Consider the following 16,412-nt stretch of genomic DNA (forward strand, 5'->3'; position numbering starts at 1 on the left):
CGTGGACATCGATGTGAAGCTCCTGAGGGGCTTGGCACATGAGAAGGAGATCCCCTTCGAGCTGCTGGTCGAGGCGATCGAGTCGGCCCTCCTCATCGCGTACCACCGCACCGAGGGCAGCCGCAGGCACGCCAGGGTCGAGCTCAGCCGCGACACCGGCCATGTGACCGTGTGGGCGACGGAGGACCCGGCCGACCTGGAGGAGGGCCAGGAGGCCGCGGAGTTCGACGACACGCCGTCCAACTTCGGGCGGATCGCCGCGACCACCGCGCGCCAGGTCATCCAGCAGCGCCTGAAGGACGCGGAGAACGACGTCACCTTCGGCGAGTACGCGCGCCGCGAGGGCGACATCGTCGCGGGCCAGGTCCAGCAGGGCAAGGACCCGAAGAACGTCCTGGTCAAGCTGGACGACAAGCTGGAGGCCATCCTGCCGGTGCAGGAGCAGGTGCCCGACGAGGAGTACACCCACGGCCTGCGGCTGCGCACCTATGTCGTCCGGGTCGCCAAGGGGGTGCGCGGCCCCTCGGTCACGCTCTCCCGCACCCACCCGAACCTGGTCAAGAAGCTGTTCGCGCTGGAGGTCCCGGAGATCGCCGACGGCTCGGTCGAGATCACCGCGATCGCCCGCGAGGCCGGCCACCGCTCCAAGATCGCCGTGCGCTCCACCCGCTCGGGCCTCAACGCCAAGGGCGCCTGCATCGGCCCGATGGGCACCCGGGTGCGCAACGTGATGGCCGAGCTGCACGGTGAGAAGATCGACATCGTGGACTGGTCGGACGACCCGGCGGAGATGGTGGCCAACGCCCTGTCGCCCGCCCGGGTCAGCAAGGTCGAGATCGTCGACCTCGCCGCCCGCAGCGCCCGGGTCACCGTCCCCGACTACCAGCTCTCGCTGGCGATCGGCAAGGAGGGCCAGAACGCCCGCCTCGCCGCCCGCCTCACCGGCTGGCGCATCGACATCAGGCCGGACACCGAGCAGCCGGAGGGCGCACGGACCCCGTCGGGGCAGGGCGCGGAGCCGGGGCCCGCGGACCGCGGCTGAACGGCTCCGGGCCTGCGGCGGTCCGCCACCGTGCGCAAGGCCGCCCCGTAGGGATGAGATCGGTGTGGGGAGGTAGACTTGACTGTGTCTGGCCGGACGAGCGCCCGATCCTGCCCCGAGCGAACCTGCGTGGGGTGCCGGGAGCGAGCGGCCAAGGACGATCTGCTGCGGATCGTGGCGGTCCAGGGACACTGCGTCCCGGATCTTCGCGGTACGCTGCCCGGCCGGGGTGCGTACGTGCATCCCGTTTCGGAATGCCTTGATCTGGCGGTACGCCGCCGGGCCTTCCCACGGGCCTTCCGGGTTCGGGGACCGCTCGACACCGCGCGGCTGCGCGGGACCGTCGAAGCGGTCGGCGGCACGGACGGCACGTCAGGGAAGAAGCAATGAAGTACGGCACGGAACCCCGTGCGGTTCAGGTACCTCGCGAGTCGGAAGTAGGTCGAGATTGCGATGAGCACTCGATGAGTACGCGATGAGTACGCCCATGAAGTAGCGACGGTCCGGCGGTAACCCGGACCTAAAAGGAGCGAAGTGGCTAAGGTCCGGGTATACGAACTCGCCAAGGAGTTCGGTGTGGAGAGCAAGGTCGTCATGGCCAAGCTCCAGGAACTCGGTGAATTCGTCCGTTCGGCGTCGTCGACGATCGAGGCGCCCGTAGTACGCAAACTGACCGACGCGCTCCAGGGCCCGTCGGGCAACGGCAACGGCAAGTCCGCAGCCAAGCCCGCCGCGCCGCGCAAGAGCACGCCGGCGAAGCCCGCAGCGCCCTCCCCGGCGCAGACCGGCGGCGCCAAGCCGGCGGGGGAGCGGCCCGCCGCCCCGAAGCCCGGCGCCCCGGCCCCCAAGCCGGCCGCCGCCGAGGCCCCCCGGCGCAGCGCCCCTGCCCCCCAGGCACCGGCCCCCGCGGCCCCTCGGCCCGCGACTCCCGGCCCGCGCCCCGGCCCCAAGCCGGCGCCCGCCGCGCCCGAGTTCACCGCGCCGCCCGCGCCCCCGGCCTCCGGGCCGCGGCCGGGCGCGCCGTCCCCTGCGCAGGGTGCGCGCCCCGGCGCCCGCCCCGGCCAGCGCGACCAGCGCCAGGGCGGCGACCAGCGCCAGGGCGGCCGTCCCGGCGCCCCGCGCCCCGGCCAGGGCGGTCCCAGGCCCGGTGCGCGGCCCGCGGGCCCGCGTCCCGGCAACAACCCGTTCACGTCCGGCGGCTCCACCGGCATGGCGCGCCCGCAGGCGCCCCGTCCCGGCGGCGCGCCGCGACCCGGCGGCGCCGGTCCTCGCGGCGGCCCCCGTCCGCAGGGCGCGGGTCAGGGCGGTCCCCGTCCCCAGGCCCCCGGCGGCCAGGGCGGCAGGCCCACACCAGGCGGCATGCCGCGTCCCCAGGGCGCGGCCGGCGGTCCCCGCCCCGGCGGCGGGAACCGTCCGAACCCCGGCATGATGCCGCAGCGTCCGGCAGCGGGCCCGCGGGCCAGCGGCGGCCCCGGCGGCGGCCGCGGTCTCGGCCGGGGCGGTCGTCGCGGCCGCGGTGGACGGGGTGGCCGTCCCGGCTTCGCCGGTCGTCCCGGTGGCGGTGGCGGCGGCTTCGCCGGCCGTCCCGGCGGTGGCGGCGGCGCTCCCGGGCGTCCGGGCGGCGGCGGCTTCGGCGGCGGTCGTCCCGGCTTCGGCGGTCGTCCCGGCGGCCCCGGTGGCCGCGGTGGCACGCAGGGCGCGTTCGGCCGTCCCGGCGGTCCCGCGCGGCGCGGCCGCAAGTCGAAGCGGCAGAGGCGCCAGGAGTACGAGGCCATGCAGGCCCCGTCGGTCGGCGGTGTGATGCTGCCTCGCGGCAACGGGCAGAGCGTCCGCCTGTCGCGCGGTGCGTCCCTCACCGACTTCGCCGAGAAGATCAACGCCAACCCGGCGTCGCTCGTCGCGGTGATGATGAACCTCGGCGAGATGGTCACGGCCACCCAGTCGGTCTCCGACGAGACGCTCCAGCTGCTCGCCGACGAGATGAACTACGTGCTGGAGATCGTCAGCCCGGAGGAGGAGGACCGGGAGCTCCTGGAGTCCTTCGACATCGAGTTCGGCGAGGACGAGGGCGGCGACGAGGCCCTGGTCTCCCGCCCGCCGGTGGTCACCGTCATGGGTCACGTCGACCACGGCAAGACCCGCCTGCTCGACACCATCCGCAAGACCAACGTGGTCGCGGGCGAGGCCGGCGGCATCACGCAGCACATCGGTGCCTACCAGGTCACGACGGACGTCAACGGTGAAGACCGCAAGATCACCTTCATCGACACCCCGGGCCACGAGGCGTTCACCGCCATGCGTGCCCGCGGTGCGAAGTCCACGGACATCGCGATCCTGGTGGTCGCGGCCAACGACGGCGTGATGCCCCAGACGATCGAGGCGCTGAACCACGCCAAGGCGGCCGACGTGCCGATCGTGGTCGCGGTCAACAAGATCGACGTCGAGGGCGCCGACCCGACCAAGGTGCGCGGCCAGCTCACCGAGTTCGGTCTGGTGGCCGAGGAGTACGGCGGCGACACCATGTTCGTCGACATCTCCGCCAAGCAGGGCCTGAACATCGACAGCCTGCTGGAGGCCGTGGTCCTGACCGCGGACGCCTCGCTCGACCTGCGGGCCAACCCGGAGCAGGACGCGCAGGGCATCGCGATCGAGGCCCACCTCGACCGCGGCCGCGGCGCCGTCGCCACCGTGCTCGTCCAGCGCGGCACGCTGCGCGTCGGCGACACGATGGTCGCGGGCGACGCGTACGGCCGTGTCCGGGCGATGCTCGACGACAACGGCAACAACGTGGAGGAGGCGCCCCCGTCGACGCCGGTCCTCGTGCTCGGTCTGACCAACGTGCCGGGTGCGGGCGACAACTTCCTCGTCGTCGACGAGGACCGCACGGCACGCCAGATCGCCGAGAAGCGCGCGGCCCGCGAGCGGAACGCGAACTTCGCCCGCAGGGGTGTCAGGTTCTCCCTGGAGAACCTGGACGAGGCGCTCAAGGCGGGCCTCGTGCAGGAACTCAACCTCATCATCAAGGGCGACGCGTCCGGTTCTGTCGAGGCCCTGGAGTCCTCGCTGCTCCAGCTCGACGTCGGCGAGGAGGTCGACATCCGGGTCCTGCACCGCGGCGTCGGTGCGGTCACGGAGTCCGACATCTCCCTGGCGATGGGCTCCGACGCCATCGTGATCGGCTTCAACGTGCGCGCCGCCGGGCGTGCCGCGCAGATGGCCGAGCGCGAGGGCGTGGACGTCCGGTACTACTCGGTCATCTACCAGGCGATCGAGGAGATCGAGTCGGCCCTCAAGGGCATGCTCAAGCCGGAGTACGAGGAGGCCGAGCTCGGCACGGCGGAGATCCGCGAGATCTTCCGGTCGTCCAAGCTGGGCAACATCGCCGGTGTGATCATCCGGTCCGGCGAGGTCCGCAGGAACACGAAGGCGAGGGTTATCCGCGACGGCAAGGTCATCGCGGAGAACCTCAACATCGAGGGCCTGCGCCGCTTCAAGGACGACGTCACCGAGATCCGCGAAGGCTTCGAGGGCGGTATCAACCTCGGAAACTTCAACGACATCAAGATCGACGACGTCATCGCCACCTACGAGATGCGCGAGAAGCCGCGCGGCTGACCCGGGCATCCCGCGGCACCTGAGGTCCGGGGCCGTCCGGCGGAGGGAAACCCCGTCGAACGGCCCCGGCCGCCGCGTGTACGGTTCAGGTGATCGCGGCCGTGCCCGGCGCGGCGGCCGACGCCGTCGCCACGGCGGCAGGCACTCACGAACCCGTACCGGCGGGACATCCGGACGCGCATGTATGTGGGGACCCTGTCCTTCGATCTGCTGCTCGGCGACGTACGGTCGCTGAAGGAGAAGCGATCCGTCGTCCGTCCGATCGTCGCGGAGCTGCACCGCACGTTCGCGGTGAGCGTCGCGGAGACGGGCGTCCAGGACCTCCACCGCAGGGCCGAGATCGGCCTCGCGGCCGTCTCGGGGGACTTGGCCCACCTCACGGACGTACTGGACCGCTGCGAGCGCCTGGTGGCGGCCCGTCCCGAGGTGGAGCTGCTGTCCGTGCGGCGGCGGCTGCACGGCGACGACGACTGAGCGCGCCGCGCGCGGTCCGCCGGCTCCCGCGTCTGCCGTCCCCGCCCGACCGAACCAACCGTTCAACCGAGAAGAAGAGAGTGACGACCGGTGACCGACAACGCGCGGGCCCGCAAGCTGGCCGATCGCATCCAGGTCGTGGTCGCGGAGACCCTGGACCGGCGCATCAAGGATCCGCGGCTGGGCTTCGTGACCATCACGGACGCCCGCGTCACCGGCGACCTGCGGGAGGCCACGGTCTTCTACACGGTCTACGGCGACGACGAGGAGCGCGCGGCCTCCGCGGCGGCCCTGGAGAGCGCGAAGGGCGTCCTGCGCTCCGAGGTGGGCCGTCAGACCGGCGTCAGGTTCACCCCGACGCTCGCGTTCGTGCCGGACGCCCTGCCGGACAACGCGCGCACCATCGAGGACCTCCTCGACAAGGCGCGCGCCAAGGACGCCGAGGTCCGCGAGGTGTCGACCGGCAAGACGTACGCGGGGGACGCCGACCCCTACCGCAAGCCGGGTGACGACGAGGCGGATGCCGGTGACGGCGCTGTCGGCGACGGCGCGGACGGCCACGCGGCGGGCGGTGCCGCCGCCGAATGACCGAGCAGAACCGGACGCCCGACGGCCTCGTCATCGTCGACAAGCCGTCGGGCTTCACCTCGCACGACGTCGTGGCCAAGATGCGCGGAATCGCGAAGACCCGCCGGGTCGGCCACGCCGGCACCCTCGACCCCATGGCCACCGGCGTCCTCGTCCTCGGCGTGGAGCGCGCCACCAAGCTCCTCGGCCATCTCGCGCTGACCGAGAAGGAGTACCTCGGCACGATCCGGCTCGGCCAGGCCACGGTCACGGACGACGCCGAGGGCGAGATCACCGCGTCCACCGACGCGTCCGGCGTCACCAGGGAGGCCGTCGACGCGGGCGTGGCCGAGCTGACAGGGCCGATCATGCAGGTGCCCTCCAAGGTCAGCGCCATCAAGATCGACGGGAAGCGGTCGTACGCCCGGGTGCGCGGGGGAGAGGAGTTCGACATCCCGGCCCGCCCGGTGACGGTGTCCTCCTTCCGCGTCTACGACGTGCGCCCCGCGGTCGCCGAGGACGGCACGCCCGTGCTCGACCTGGTCGTCTCCGTCGTCTGCTCGTCGGGCACGTACATCAGGGCGCTCGCCCGCGACCTCGGCGCCGGGCTCGGCGTCGGCGGCCACCTCACGGCGCTGCGCAGGACCCGCGTCGGCCCGTACGGCATCGACGCGGCGAAGACCCTCGACCAGCTCCAGGAGGAGCTGACGGTGATGCCGGTCGCCGAGGCGGCCGAGGCCGCGTTCGCCCGCTGGGAGGTGGACGAGCGGCGCGCGAAGCTGCTGCTGAACGGCGTCCGTCTGGAGATGCCAGCCCATCCGTCCTCGCCGGTCGCGGTGTTCGGGCCAGGTGGGCGCTTCCTCGCGCTGGTGGAGGAGCAGAAGGGCAAGGCCAAGAGCCTCGCGGTCTTCGGCTGAGGGGCGAGGCGCGCCGTCCCGCCGATTCGCGGGGAGGTGTCCCGTGGGCGGGCAGGGCGCGCCTGCCCGCCGCACGGCTCCTCCCCCTTCACGCAGGCATCTGTCCGCCGGACGCTGTCCCCGCACCCCGCGGACGGGGGCGCCCGGAGTGACGGCGGGGTCACGCGGGGGCGCGTTCGGCCCCGGGTACCGCGACATGGCAGTCTTGGGGATGCTTAGTCGACAACGGACCAGACACAGTTTCGGGCGAGGAGCGGTCACAGTGCAGCGCTGGCGTGGCTTGGAGGACATCCCCCAGGACTGGGGGCGCAGCGTCGTCACCATCGGCTCCTACGACGGCGTGCACCGCGGGCACCAGCTCATCATCGGCAGGACCGTCGAGCGGGCGCGTGCGCTCGGCGTCCCCTCCGTCGTGGTGACCTTCGACCCGCACCCCAGCGAGGTCGTGCGGCCCGGCAGCCATCCGCCGCTGCTCGCGCCCCACCACCGCCGCGCGGAGCTGATGGCGGACCTCGGCGTGGACGCCGTGCTGATCCTGCCGTTCACCGTCGAGTTCTCGAAGCTGTCCCCTGCGGACTTCATCGTCAAGGTCCTGGTCGACAAGCTGCACGCCCGTGTGGTCGTGGAGGGACCGAACTTCCGCTTCGGCCACCGGGCCGCGGGCAACGTCGACGTGCTGGCCGAGCTCGGCGCCACCTACGACTACGAGGTCGACGTGGTCGACCTGCGGGTCACCGGCGAGGCGGGCGGCGGCCGCCCCTTCTCGTCGACCCTGACCCGGGGCCTGATCGCCGAGGGTGACGTCGAGGGCGCGCGGGAGATCCTCGGCAGACCGCACCGCGTCGAGGGCGTCGTCGTGCGGGGCGCCCAGCGCGGCCGCGAACTCGGCTACCCCACGGCCAACGTCGCGACCCTCCCGCACTCCGCGATCCCTGCGGACGGCGTCTACGCGGGCTGGCTCACCGCGGCGGGCGAGCGGATGCCGGCGGCCGTGTCCGTCGGGACCAACCCGCAGTTCGAGGGCGTCGACAGGACCGTCGAGGCGTATGCCATCGACCGCGTCGGGCTCGACCTGTACGGCTTGCACGTCGCGGTCGACTTCCTCGCGTACGTGCGCGGCCAGGAGAAGTTCGCGTCCGTCGACGCGCTCCTCGAAGCGATGGCCGGCGACGTGAAGCGCTGCGCCGACCTCGTCGCGGCGTACGACGCGGACCACCGCGGCGCCTGACGCACGCCCGGCGGACCACCGCCGGGTCACACTTCGAGCTGCTCGCTCACGCGAACGGCACCGCGGTGCCCGTGGCCTTCACGCGCTTCGAGGGCTCGTCGCCGCGCTGGGGGACAGCCAGCCCCGGATCGCGGTCGCCCTCGGCCCGTACGCCGAGGAGATGCGCGACGCCGGGCTGCCCTCCGTACGGCTGGCCCCGGTGGTCGACCCCGCGGCGTGCGGCGAGGCGTGGACGGCGGACTCCACGGCGGCCGGGGCGCTCGCGGAGCTCGTCGGCGCCGTCGGCAAGGCCTCACCGACCTGTCGCGGCGGCTGTCCACGGCCGAGACCGCCCTCCGGAACGCGGAGGACACCGCATCCAGGGCCGGCGTCCCGATGGGCCCCAAGGGGGTTCCCGGCGAGCTGATGACCAACGCCCCCCCCACCGAGGCCGAGTCGAAGGCCATCGCGGCGCTCCGCGACCACGGGCCGGTCCGTGCCACGGCGCTGCACGACGCGCAGCGGGCGCGCCTCGACGCCGCCACCGCGCTGCAGAAGCTGTACGGGGAGGCGACGGGCACCGAAGGATGCCGCTCCGCGACCCAGCTTCCTCGCGCCGCTGCTGCTGTGGACGCTCTGCGCGCTGATGGGCGCGGGCTTCGTCCGCGTCCTGCCGGTGGAGATCGGCCGCCCCCGCGCGCTGGACGGCGGGCGTTCCTAGGGCTCAGCGGTGGGCCAGTGGCAGGCTGCCGTGTGGGGGCCGTGGCCGGGGAGTACGGGGAGGTCACGGGTGCGGCAGGCGGTGGCGGCCTCGGGGTGGACGGGGCCCGCGGCGGCGAGGACCTGGCAGCGGGCGTGGAAGCGGCAGCCGGGCGGGACGCGCGTCGGGTCGGGGGGCTCGCCCGTGAGGACGACCGGGGGCGCGGAGGAGTCGGGCAGGACCGAGAGGAGCGCCCTGGTGTAGGGGTGGCGGGGCGCCGAGAGGACCTCCTCGACCGGGCCCGCCTCCACGATCCGGCCCAGGTACATGACGGCGACCCGGTCCGCGATGTTCCACGCGAGGCCGAGGTCGTGGGTGACCACGAGCGCGGACAGGCCGAGTTCGTCGCGCAGCGACAGCAGCAGGGCGAGGATCTCGCCGCGCACCGACGCGTCGAGCGAGGCGACGGGCTCGTCGGCGACGAGGAGTTCGGGGCGCAGCACGAGCGCGCCCGCGATCACGACGCGCTGGCGCTGGCCGCCCGACAGTTCGTGCGGGTAGCGCAGGAGGAAGCGCTCCGGCGGGCGCAGCCCGGCCCGCGCGAGTGCCTCCGCGACCGCCGCGCGCTCGTCGCTCGCGCCGCCGTGGATGCGCAGGCCCTCGGCGACCGCGTCGTACACCGTGTGCCGCGGGTTGAGCGCGCCCGTCGGGTCCTGGAGCACCAGCTGGACGCGCCTGCGGTACGCCTTGAGGGCCCGCGCGCCGTAGCCGAGCGGCTCCCCGGCGAACACGACACGGCCCGCCGTGGGCGGTACCAGTCCGAGCAGGGTGCGCGCCAGCGTCGTCTTGCCGCACCCGGACTCGCCGACGAGCGCGACGATCTCGCCCCTGCCGACGTCCAGGTCGACGCCGTCGACCGCGCGGGCGGGCGGGCCGCCGCGCCGGCCCTGGTAGGTGACCGCGAGGGCGTCCGCGCGCAGCAGGGCCCCGGCCGCCGGGGACTCCTTCATGACCGGTGCCGTGGCCATCGCTCACTCTCCCACTCGTAGACAGGCGGCGCTGCGGTCCTCGCCCGCTGCCCGCAGCCGCTGGTCCTGGTGCGCGCACTGGGACACGGCGACCGGGCAGCGCGGGTGGAACGCGCACCCGGCGGGCAGCGCCGCCGGGTCCGGTGGGTCGCCCGGCAGGCCGCGTGGCGCGCGCCGGGACGCCGGGTCCCCGACGCGGGGGAACGCCGCGGAGAGCGCCCTGCCGTACGGGTGCGCCGCCGCGCCGTGCACGGCGCGCGCCGGGCCCTCCTCGACGACGCGCCCCGCGTACATCACGGCGAGCCGGTCGCAGGTCCGCGCGAGGACCGCCAGGTCGTGGCTGATCATCAGCAGCCCGATGCCCTGCTCGGCGACGAGCGAGCCGATCAGCCGCAGCACCTGCGCCTGGATCATCACGTCGAGCGCGGTCGTCGGCTCGTCCGCGACCACCAGCCGGGGCGCGCAGGCCAGCGCCATCGCGATCATCACGCGCTGGCGCTGCCCGCCGGACAGCTCGTGCGGATGGGCGCTCGCGCGGGCCGCGGGCAGCCCCACCTGTTCGAGCAGCTCGCCCGCGCGCCGCCTGGCCGCCGCGGGCGTCGCCCTGCCGTGCACGAGCAGCGGCTCCGCGACCTGGTCGCCGACGCGGTGCACCGCGTTGAGCGCGTGCATCGCGCCCTGGAAGACGATCGACGCGCCCGCCCACCGCACCGCGCGCAGCCGCCCCCACCGCATGGCGAGCACGTCCTCGCCGTCCAGCAGGACCCGCCCGGTGACCCGCGCCGCCGGCGGCAGCAGCCGCAGCAGCGCGAGCGCGAGCGTCGACTTGCCGCACCCCGACTCGCCCGCGAGGCCCAGCGTGCCGCCCGCCGGCAGCGTCAGGTCGACGCCGCGCACCGCGGGCACGGCCGCTCGGCCCGTCCCGTAGCTCACCCGCAGGTCCTCGACCCGCAGCAGCTCCGGCCCGCCGTCCGCCCGCCGTTCCCCGGTCATCTTCCCGCCCCCAGACGGGGGTTGAGCACGGACTCCACCGCGCGACCGCACAGCGTGAACGACAGCGCCACCAGCGCGACGGCGATGCCGGGCGGTGCCAGATACCACCAGTCGCCCGAGGACACGGCGCCCGCCTCCCGCGCGTCCTGGAGCATCCCGCCCCAGGAGACGACGGTCGGGTCGCCGAGGCCGAGGAACGCGAGCGTGGCCTCCGTGAGGATCGCGGTGGAGATGCCGAGCGTGGTCTGCGCGAGCACCAGCGGCAGCACGTTCGGCAGGACGTGGCGCGCCATCACGTGCCGGTGCCCGCCGCCCAGCGCCCTGGCCCGCTCGATGTACGGGCGCGACTCGACGGCCGTGGTCTGCGCCCGCACCAGCCGGGCCGTCGTCGGCCAGCTCGTCACCCCGATCGCCAGGACCACCGTCCACAGTGACCGCGACATCACCGTCGCGAGGACGATCGCGAGGACCAGCGTCGGCATCACGAGGAACCAGTCGGTGATCCGCATGACGACCGTGGAGAGCGCGCCGCCGAAGTGCCCGGCCACCACGCCCACCAGTGTGCCGATCGCCACCGAGAGCGCCGCCGCGAGCAGCCCCACCGTCAGCGACACCCGCGCGCCCCACACCAGCAGCCCCAGCAGCGACCTGCCGAACTGGTCGGTGCCGAGCGGGTAGTCCAGGCTCGGCGCGGCGAGCGGCGCGCCCGTGGCCGCCGTCACGCTGCGCACGTCGTCCCCGACGAGCAGCGGCGCGGCCACCGCCGCGAGCGCGATCACCACCAGGGCAGCGAGGCCCACGAGGCCCGCGCGGTGCGAGCGGTAGCCGCGCCAGAAGCGGGCAACGGCCGCCCGCCGCCGCTGCCACGCGGGCGACCCGGCGTACCGGCCGTGCCGCGGCGGCAGCTCCGCGGGGCCCTGCTGTTGCGTGTCGGCGAGAGTCATCGGCCCACCCGGGGGTCGAGGAACGGACAGAGCAGGTCGGCGACGAGGTTCATGAGGATCATGGCCCCCGCGAACACCACGAACAGGCCCTGCACGAGCGGCAGGTCGGGCACGCTCAGCGCCTGGTAGAACAGCTGGCCGAGGCCGGGCCAGGAGAACACCGTCTCCGTCAGGATCGAACCCGCGGCGACGAAGCCCAGGTTGATGAAGACCATGGTCACGGTGGGCAGCAGCGCGTTGGGCACCGCGTGCCGGCGCCGCACGGCCGCGTCCCGCAGCCCCTTGGCGCGGGCCGTCGTCAGATAGTCGCCGCCCATCTCGTCCAGCAGCGACGAGCGGGTCACCAGCAGCGTCTGGGCGTACCCCACGGCGACCAGCGTCAGCACGGGCAGCACCATGTGGTGTGCGACGTCCAGCACGTAGGCGGGGCCCGCCGTGTCGCCCGACGCCATGCCGCCGGTCGGGAACAGTCCGGGCACCGGCCCGAGGCCCACCCCGAACACGATCACCAGCAGCAGCCCGAGCCAGAACGACGGCACCGACCAGAGCGTCAGCGCGACACCGGTGGTGACGCGGTCGGCGCGCCGGCCGCTGCGCCAGGCCGCGCGGGTGCCGAGCCACAGCCCGAGCGCCGAGTACAGCACCACGGCCGTGCCGGTGAGCAGCAGCGTCGCGGGCAGCTTCGCCGCGATCAGTTCGCCGACCGGCGCGTGGAACTGGTAGGAGGTGCCCAGGTCGCCGCGGAGCGCGCCCGCGCAGTAGCCGGTGAACTGCCGCCACAGCGGCTGGTCGAGCCCGAACTGCCTGCGCAGCGTCTCCTGCTGCTCCGCGCTCATCGGGGCGCCGTGCGTCATGGCCCTGACAGGGTCCCTGGACAGCACGCGGAAGAGGAAGAAGCTGGTGACGAGGACGGCGAGCAGCGAGACCGCCGCGCCCGCGGCCTTCCCCGCCACGTAGCGCGCGTAGCCGAGGGCGGCACCGCGGCGCCCGGGCGCGGCCTCCCGCGCCCGGGGCGGGTCCGCGCCCGGTACGGGCGGTGAGCTGGTCGCAGTGGTCATCCGCTACTCCCGGTCGTAGGCGGTCGCCCGGCGGCGCAGCGCGTACAGCACGGCGAGGCCCGCGGCCAGGGCCGAGGCGCCCGCGATCCCCAGCAGCGCGCCGGTGGCGGGCACGTCCGCGTCCGCGGCCCCGGCGTGCACGGCGCCCGCCGCGGGCACCGCGGACCACCAGCTCCAGTAGCCGTCCTGGCCCCAGATGTTGCCGCCGGACGACGGCATCGTCTCGACCGAGGCGATCTGGTCGGTGCGGTACGCCTCCATCGCGTTGGGGTACGCGAGCACGTTCATGTAGCCGGTGTCGTAGAGCCGCGACTCCATCCGCCTCACCAGCGCGGCGCGCTTCGCCGGGTCGTACTCCGCCGCCTGGCGGGCGTAGAGCCGGTCGTACGTCCTGTCGCAGATGAAGTCGTCGGTGGCGCCGCTCGCGCGCGGGGTCGCGGGCAGCGCGCCGCAGGTGTGGATGGAGAGCACGTAGTCCGGGTCGGGGCTGACGGACCAGCCGTCGAAGGCGAGATCGTAGTTCCCGGCGAGCCAGGGATCGCCGACGTTGTCGAGGCACTCGACGTCGAGGCCGATGCCCAGCTTCGCCCACCACTCCTTGAGGTACTGGCTGACGGCCTTGTCGTTGGGGTCGGTGGCGTGGCACAGGATGCGGAAGCGCAGCGGCCTGCCGTCCTTGCCGAGCCGCCGCCCCTGCCGGTCGGTGCGGTACCCGGCCCGCGTCAGCCGGGTCCGCGCCGCCGCCGGGTCGTAGGGGACGCGCTGCTTCGCCGAGGGCCGCCAGAAGTACGCGCCGAAGCGCGGCGGCAGATAGCCGCGGCCGACCGCCGCGTGGCCCTGGAAGACGGTCCTGACGAGGCGGCCGGTGTCGACGGACTCGAACAGCGCCCTGCGTACCGCCGGGTCGAGCAGCGCCGGGTTTCCGTCGCCCATCCTGCGGCCGTCCGCGGCGTGGGCGCCCGGGTTGGTGGCGAGGGCGTAGAAGCGGTTGCCCGGCGCGTCGTTGACCTTGATGTCGCGGGCGTGCGCGAGCGCGGAGGTCTGCGCGGGCGTCAGGCCGGAGACGAACGACACCTCGCCCTTGCGCAGCGCCGCCACCGCGGCGTCGCCGTCCTTGTAGTACTTCAGGTCCAGCTCGTCGAATGCGGGTGCGCCCCGCCAGAACGACGGGTTGGGCCGCAGCTTCACGTACTGGTCGACCTTGTAGGCCGTGACGACGAAGGGGCCGTTGCCGACGATCGGGAAGCGCGCGTCGTTGGTGAAGGTCGAAAAGTCCTTGACCTTCTTCCAGACGTGCTCGGGCACGATCGGCACGTCGAGGGCGGCCATGTTCGACTGCGGTTTCCTCAGCCGGATCACCAGCGTGGCCGGGTCGGGCGCGGTGACCTCCGCGAAGTTGGCGGTGAAGCTGCCGTTCGCGGTGGCGGCCGCCGGGTCGGTCATCATCTTCCGGAACGTCCAGGCGGCGTCGCGCGCCGTCGCCCGCACCCCGTCCGACCAGGTCGAGTTCCGCCGGATCGTGTACGTCCAGGTGAGCTTGTCCGGGGAGGCGTGCCACGCGGTGGCGAAGCCGGGGATCGCGCGGCCGTCGCGCGGGTCGTAGTTGGTCAGGTACTCGTACGCCAGGCGGTGGATGGTGCTGGAGACGAGCGACTGGGCGAGGAACGGGCTGAGCGAGTCCACGCTCTGCCGGACCGCGACCGTCAGCACCCTGCGGCCCCCGTCGCCGCCCGGGTGGGCCTGCCGGGCCGCGGCCGAGGGGGTGCCGTACGGGATGAGGCAGGCCGTCACCAGGCCCGCGGCGGCCAGCGCGGCCGTCGGCACGCGGGGCGCGCGGCGCCGCGGCAGCGCGCGGTGCGGGGGAGCTGGTGGGACCATGGCCGGTGACCTCGCGTCATCACTCGCTCGGTACGGGGAGCAGACCACCGGAACAGTGTGTTCCGCTTCTGCCGGTGAGGCGAGGTGTACCAGCGGGCTGATGCCGGGTCAACGACCGGTGACGCGGCGCCGCGTCACCGGCCGGCCGGGCTCGTACGGACATGCGACGGGGGCCCGCGCCTCGAACAGAGTACGGACCCCCGGCTCCCGCCGCGCGGGGACGTGCCTGATGTGCTTCCCCACCGCTCGGTCGTGTCCGCGCAGTCGCGCCCGGCCGGCGACGCCCGCCGGGCGGACGACGCGACTGCGCGGACACTCCCTAGCGCGGCTGCTGCGGCCAGCCGGGCGGCGGCGCCGCGCCCTCCTGCTCCGCCTCGCCCTGCGCCTGCGGCTGCTGCTGCTGGGGCGGCGGGCCCCAGGCGGGCGGCCGGCCCGGGTGCGCCTGCGGGGCGGGCGGCTGCTGGGGCGGGTAGCCGTACACCTGGCCGTAGGGCGCGCCGTACGGCGAGACCTGCCCCGGCCCCTGCGGCTGCGGCGCCCCGTACGGCGGCGCCTGACCGCCCTGCGGGGGCTGGGCGTACGGGCCGCCCGGCTGCTGCTGGCCCGGGATCGGCGGGGGCACCTGCGGCGGCGGGTTGTTGCCCTCGGCGCCCGTCCACAGCCCCTGCTGCTGCTGTGCCCGCACGAAGTCCTCGGCGACCAGCGCGGACAGGTTGAAGTACGCCTCGCGCGTCTTCGGCCGCATCATGTCGAGGTCCAGCTCGGCGCCGGCCGCCAGGTGCTCGTCGAACGGCACGACGACCACGCCGCGGCAGCGCGTCTCGAAGTGCTGCACGATGTCCTCGACCTTGATCATCTTTCCGGTCTCGCGCACCCCCGAGATCACCGTGAGGGAGCGCTGCACCAGGTCCGCGTACCCGTGCGCGGAGAGCCAGTCGAGCGTCGTGGAGGCGCTGCTCGCGCCGTCCACGGACGGGGTGGAGATGATGATCAGCTGGTCGGCGAGGTCGAGCACGCCGCGCATCGCGCTGTACAGCAGGCCCGTGCCCGAGTCCGTGAGGATGATCGGGTACTGCTTGCCGAGGACGTCGATCGCCCTGCGGTAGTCCTCGTCGTTGAACGTGGTGGAGACCGCGGGGTCCACGTCGTTCGCGATGATCTCAAGACCGGACGGCGCCTGCGAGGTGAAGCGCCTGATGTCCATGTAGCTGTTGAGGTACGGGATCGCCTGCACCAGGTCGCGGATGGTCGCGCCCGTCTCGCGCCGCACCCGGCGGCCCAGCGTGCCCGCGTCCGGGTTGGCGTCGATCGCGAGGATCTTGTCCTGCCGCTCCGTGGCGAGCGTGGCGCCGAGCGCGGTGGTGGTGGTCGTCTTGCCCACACCGCCCTTGAGGCTGATGACGGCGATCCGGTAGCAGGACAGGACGGGCGTCCTGATGAGTTCCAGCTTGCGCATCCGGTCGGCCTCGGCCGCCTTGCCGCCGAGCTTGAACCGCCCGCCCGACGGGTTCCTGTTGCTCTTGGGCTTCTGCTTGGTGTTGCGCAGCAGCCGGTCGGACGAGAGCTCCACGGCCGCCGTGTAGCCGAGCGGCGCGCCGGGCACCGAACGCTCGCGGTGGTCGTGCGCCACCGGCGAGGGCCAGGCCGTCCCGGCCCGCGGGTCGGCGGGCGGCCCCGGCTGCTGGGGCGGCGGCTGCGCGCCGGGCTGCTGGGGCCCGGGGGCGGCCTGCGGGGGTGCGGCGGGCCCGGCCTGCGCCTGCGGCGGTACGGGGGCACCCGGCTGCCCCGGCTGGGGGAAGCCGTAGCCGCTCTCCTGCGGGAAGCCGTACCCGCCGGGCTGTTGCTGCTGCGCGGCGGCCGGATAGCCGTAGCCGCCGTCCTGGCCGGGCCCCCACGGGCCCGGCGCCGTCGGCGCGGCGGGCGGGGGCACGGGCGGCTGCGCGGCGATTTGCGGCGGCGCGGGCCACTGCGGCGGCCCCGCGGGCGGTT

13 protein-coding genes are annotated in these 16,412 nt (G+C 74.2%); 7 read left to right on the plus strand and 6 right to left on the minus strand.

The window, feature by feature from the left end; all coding sequences use genetic code 11:
- The first annotated feature begins 1 nt into the window (after nt 1).
- From nusA to ABEA77_RS22865, 7 genes are all read left to right on the plus strand, one after another.
- A complete protein-coding gene (nusA, locus tag ABEA77_RS22835; protein ID WP_345650697.1) occupies nt 2-1,042 on the plus strand; it encodes a transcription termination factor NusA in 1,041 nt (346 codons plus the stop codon).
- A gap of 84 nt (nt 1,043-1,126) precedes the next feature.
- The gene (locus tag ABEA77_RS22840) at nt 1,127-1,432 is read left to right on the plus strand and encodes a YlxR family protein (RefSeq protein WP_345650700.1); all 306 of its coding nucleotides are present in this window, start codon (nt 1,127-1,129) and stop codon (nt 1,430-1,432) included.
- Nucleotides 1,433-1,576: 144 nt separating this feature from the next.
- Complete coding sequence (infB, locus tag ABEA77_RS22845) at nt 1,577-4,657, plus strand: translation initiation factor IF-2 (protein ID WP_345650703.1); 3,081 nt, start codon at nt 1,577-1,579, stop codon at nt 4,655-4,657.
- Nucleotides 4,658-4,837: 180 nt separating this feature from the next.
- Complete coding sequence (locus ABEA77_RS22850) at nt 4,838-5,131, plus strand: DUF503 domain-containing protein (protein ID WP_345650706.1); 294 nt, start codon at nt 4,838-4,840, stop codon at nt 5,129-5,131.
- Nucleotides 5,132-5,221: 90 nt separating this feature from the next.
- Nucleotides 5,222-5,719, plus strand: coding sequence for a 30S ribosome-binding factor RbfA (gene rbfA / locus ABEA77_RS22855; RefSeq protein WP_345650707.1), 498 nt, complete (start codon nt 5,222-5,224; stop codon nt 5,717-5,719).
- The gene (truB, locus tag ABEA77_RS22860; protein ID WP_345650708.1) at nt 5,716-6,615 is read left to right on the plus strand and encodes a tRNA pseudouridine(55) synthase TruB; all 900 of its coding nucleotides are present in this window, start codon (nt 5,716-5,718) and stop codon (nt 6,613-6,615) included. The genes rbfA and truB overlap by 4 nt, the downstream gene beginning before the upstream one ends.
- Before the next feature lie 262 nt (nt 6,616-6,877).
- The gene (locus ABEA77_RS22865; protein WP_345650710.1) at nt 6,878-7,843 is read left to right on the plus strand and encodes a bifunctional riboflavin kinase/FAD synthetase; all 966 of its coding nucleotides are present in this window, start codon (nt 6,878-6,880) and stop codon (nt 7,841-7,843) included.
- A gap of 696 nt (nt 7,844-8,539) precedes the next feature.
- Here ABEA77_RS22865 and ABEA77_RS22870 read toward each other — a convergent pair.
- The 6 genes from ABEA77_RS22870 to ABEA77_RS22895 all read right to left on the minus strand — a co-directional run.
- Nucleotides 8,540-9,550 carry an ABC transporter ATP-binding protein gene (locus tag ABEA77_RS22870; RefSeq protein ID WP_345650712.1) on the minus strand — a complete coding sequence of 337 codons (1,011 nt, stop codon included), beginning with the start codon at nt 9,548-9,550 and terminating at the stop codon, nt 8,540-8,542.
- Between the two features lie 3 nt (nt 9,551-9,553).
- Nucleotides 9,554-10,543, minus strand: a complete 990-nt coding sequence (locus ABEA77_RS22875) for an ABC transporter ATP-binding protein (protein WP_345650714.1) — start codon at nt 10,541-10,543, stop codon at nt 9,554-9,556.
- Nucleotides 10,540-11,487, minus strand: coding sequence for an ABC transporter permease (locus ABEA77_RS22880; RefSeq protein ID WP_345650716.1), 948 nt, complete (start codon nt 11,485-11,487; stop codon nt 10,540-10,542). The genes ABEA77_RS22875 and ABEA77_RS22880 overlap by 4 nt, the downstream gene beginning before the upstream one ends.
- Nucleotides 11,484-12,545: an ABC transporter permease gene (locus tag ABEA77_RS22885; protein ID WP_345650719.1), complete on the minus strand. Its 1,062-nt coding sequence runs from the start codon at nt 12,543-12,545 to the stop codon at nt 11,484-11,486. The genes ABEA77_RS22880 and ABEA77_RS22885 overlap by 4 nt, the downstream gene beginning before the upstream one ends.
- Before the next feature lie 3 nt (nt 12,546-12,548).
- Entirely contained in the window at nt 12,549-14,423 is a 1,875-nt protein-coding gene (locus ABEA77_RS22890) for an ABC transporter substrate-binding protein (protein WP_345650721.1), read from the minus strand.
- Nucleotides 14,424-14,742: 319 nt separating this feature from the next.
- Nucleotides 14,743-16,412, minus strand: a 1,670-nt coding sequence (locus ABEA77_RS22895) for a MinD/ParA family ATP-binding protein (RefSeq protein ID WP_345650724.1), incomplete at its 5' end; no start/stop codon positions are given.

Source organism: Streptomyces tremellae (assembly GCF_039540215.1).
GTDB classification, from domain to species: domain Bacteria; phylum Actinomycetota; class Actinomycetes; order Streptomycetales; family Streptomycetaceae; genus Streptomyces; species Streptomyces tremellae.

Bases quoted from the DNA above. Each gene is read 5' to 3' on its own strand.
- ABEA77_RS22850 (WP_345650706.1), top strand. From the start codon at position 4,838: ATGTATGTGGGGACCCTGTCCTTCGATCTGCTGCTCGGCGACGTACGG.
- truB (WP_345650708.1), top strand. From the start codon at position 5,716: ATGACCGAGCAGAACCGGACGCCCGACGGCCTCGTCATCGTCGACAAG.
- ABEA77_RS22870 (WP_345650712.1), bottom strand. From the start codon at position 9,550: ATGGCCACGGCACCGGTCATGAAGGAGTCCCCGGCGGCCGGGGCCCTG.
- ABEA77_RS22875 (WP_345650714.1), bottom strand. From the start codon at position 10,543: ATGACCGGGGAACGGCGGGCGGACGGCGGGCCGGAGCTGCTGCGGGTC.
- ABEA77_RS22880 (WP_345650716.1), bottom strand. From the start codon at position 11,487: ATGACTCTCGCCGACACGCAACAGCAGGGCCCCGCGGAGCTGCCGCCG.
- ABEA77_RS22885 (WP_345650719.1), bottom strand. From the start codon at position 12,545: ATGACCACTGCGACCAGCTCACCGCCCGTACCGGGCGCGGACCCGCCC.
- ABEA77_RS22890 (WP_345650721.1), bottom strand. From the start codon at position 14,423: ATGGTCCCACCAGCTCCCCCGCACCGCGCGCTGCCGCGGCGCCGCGCG.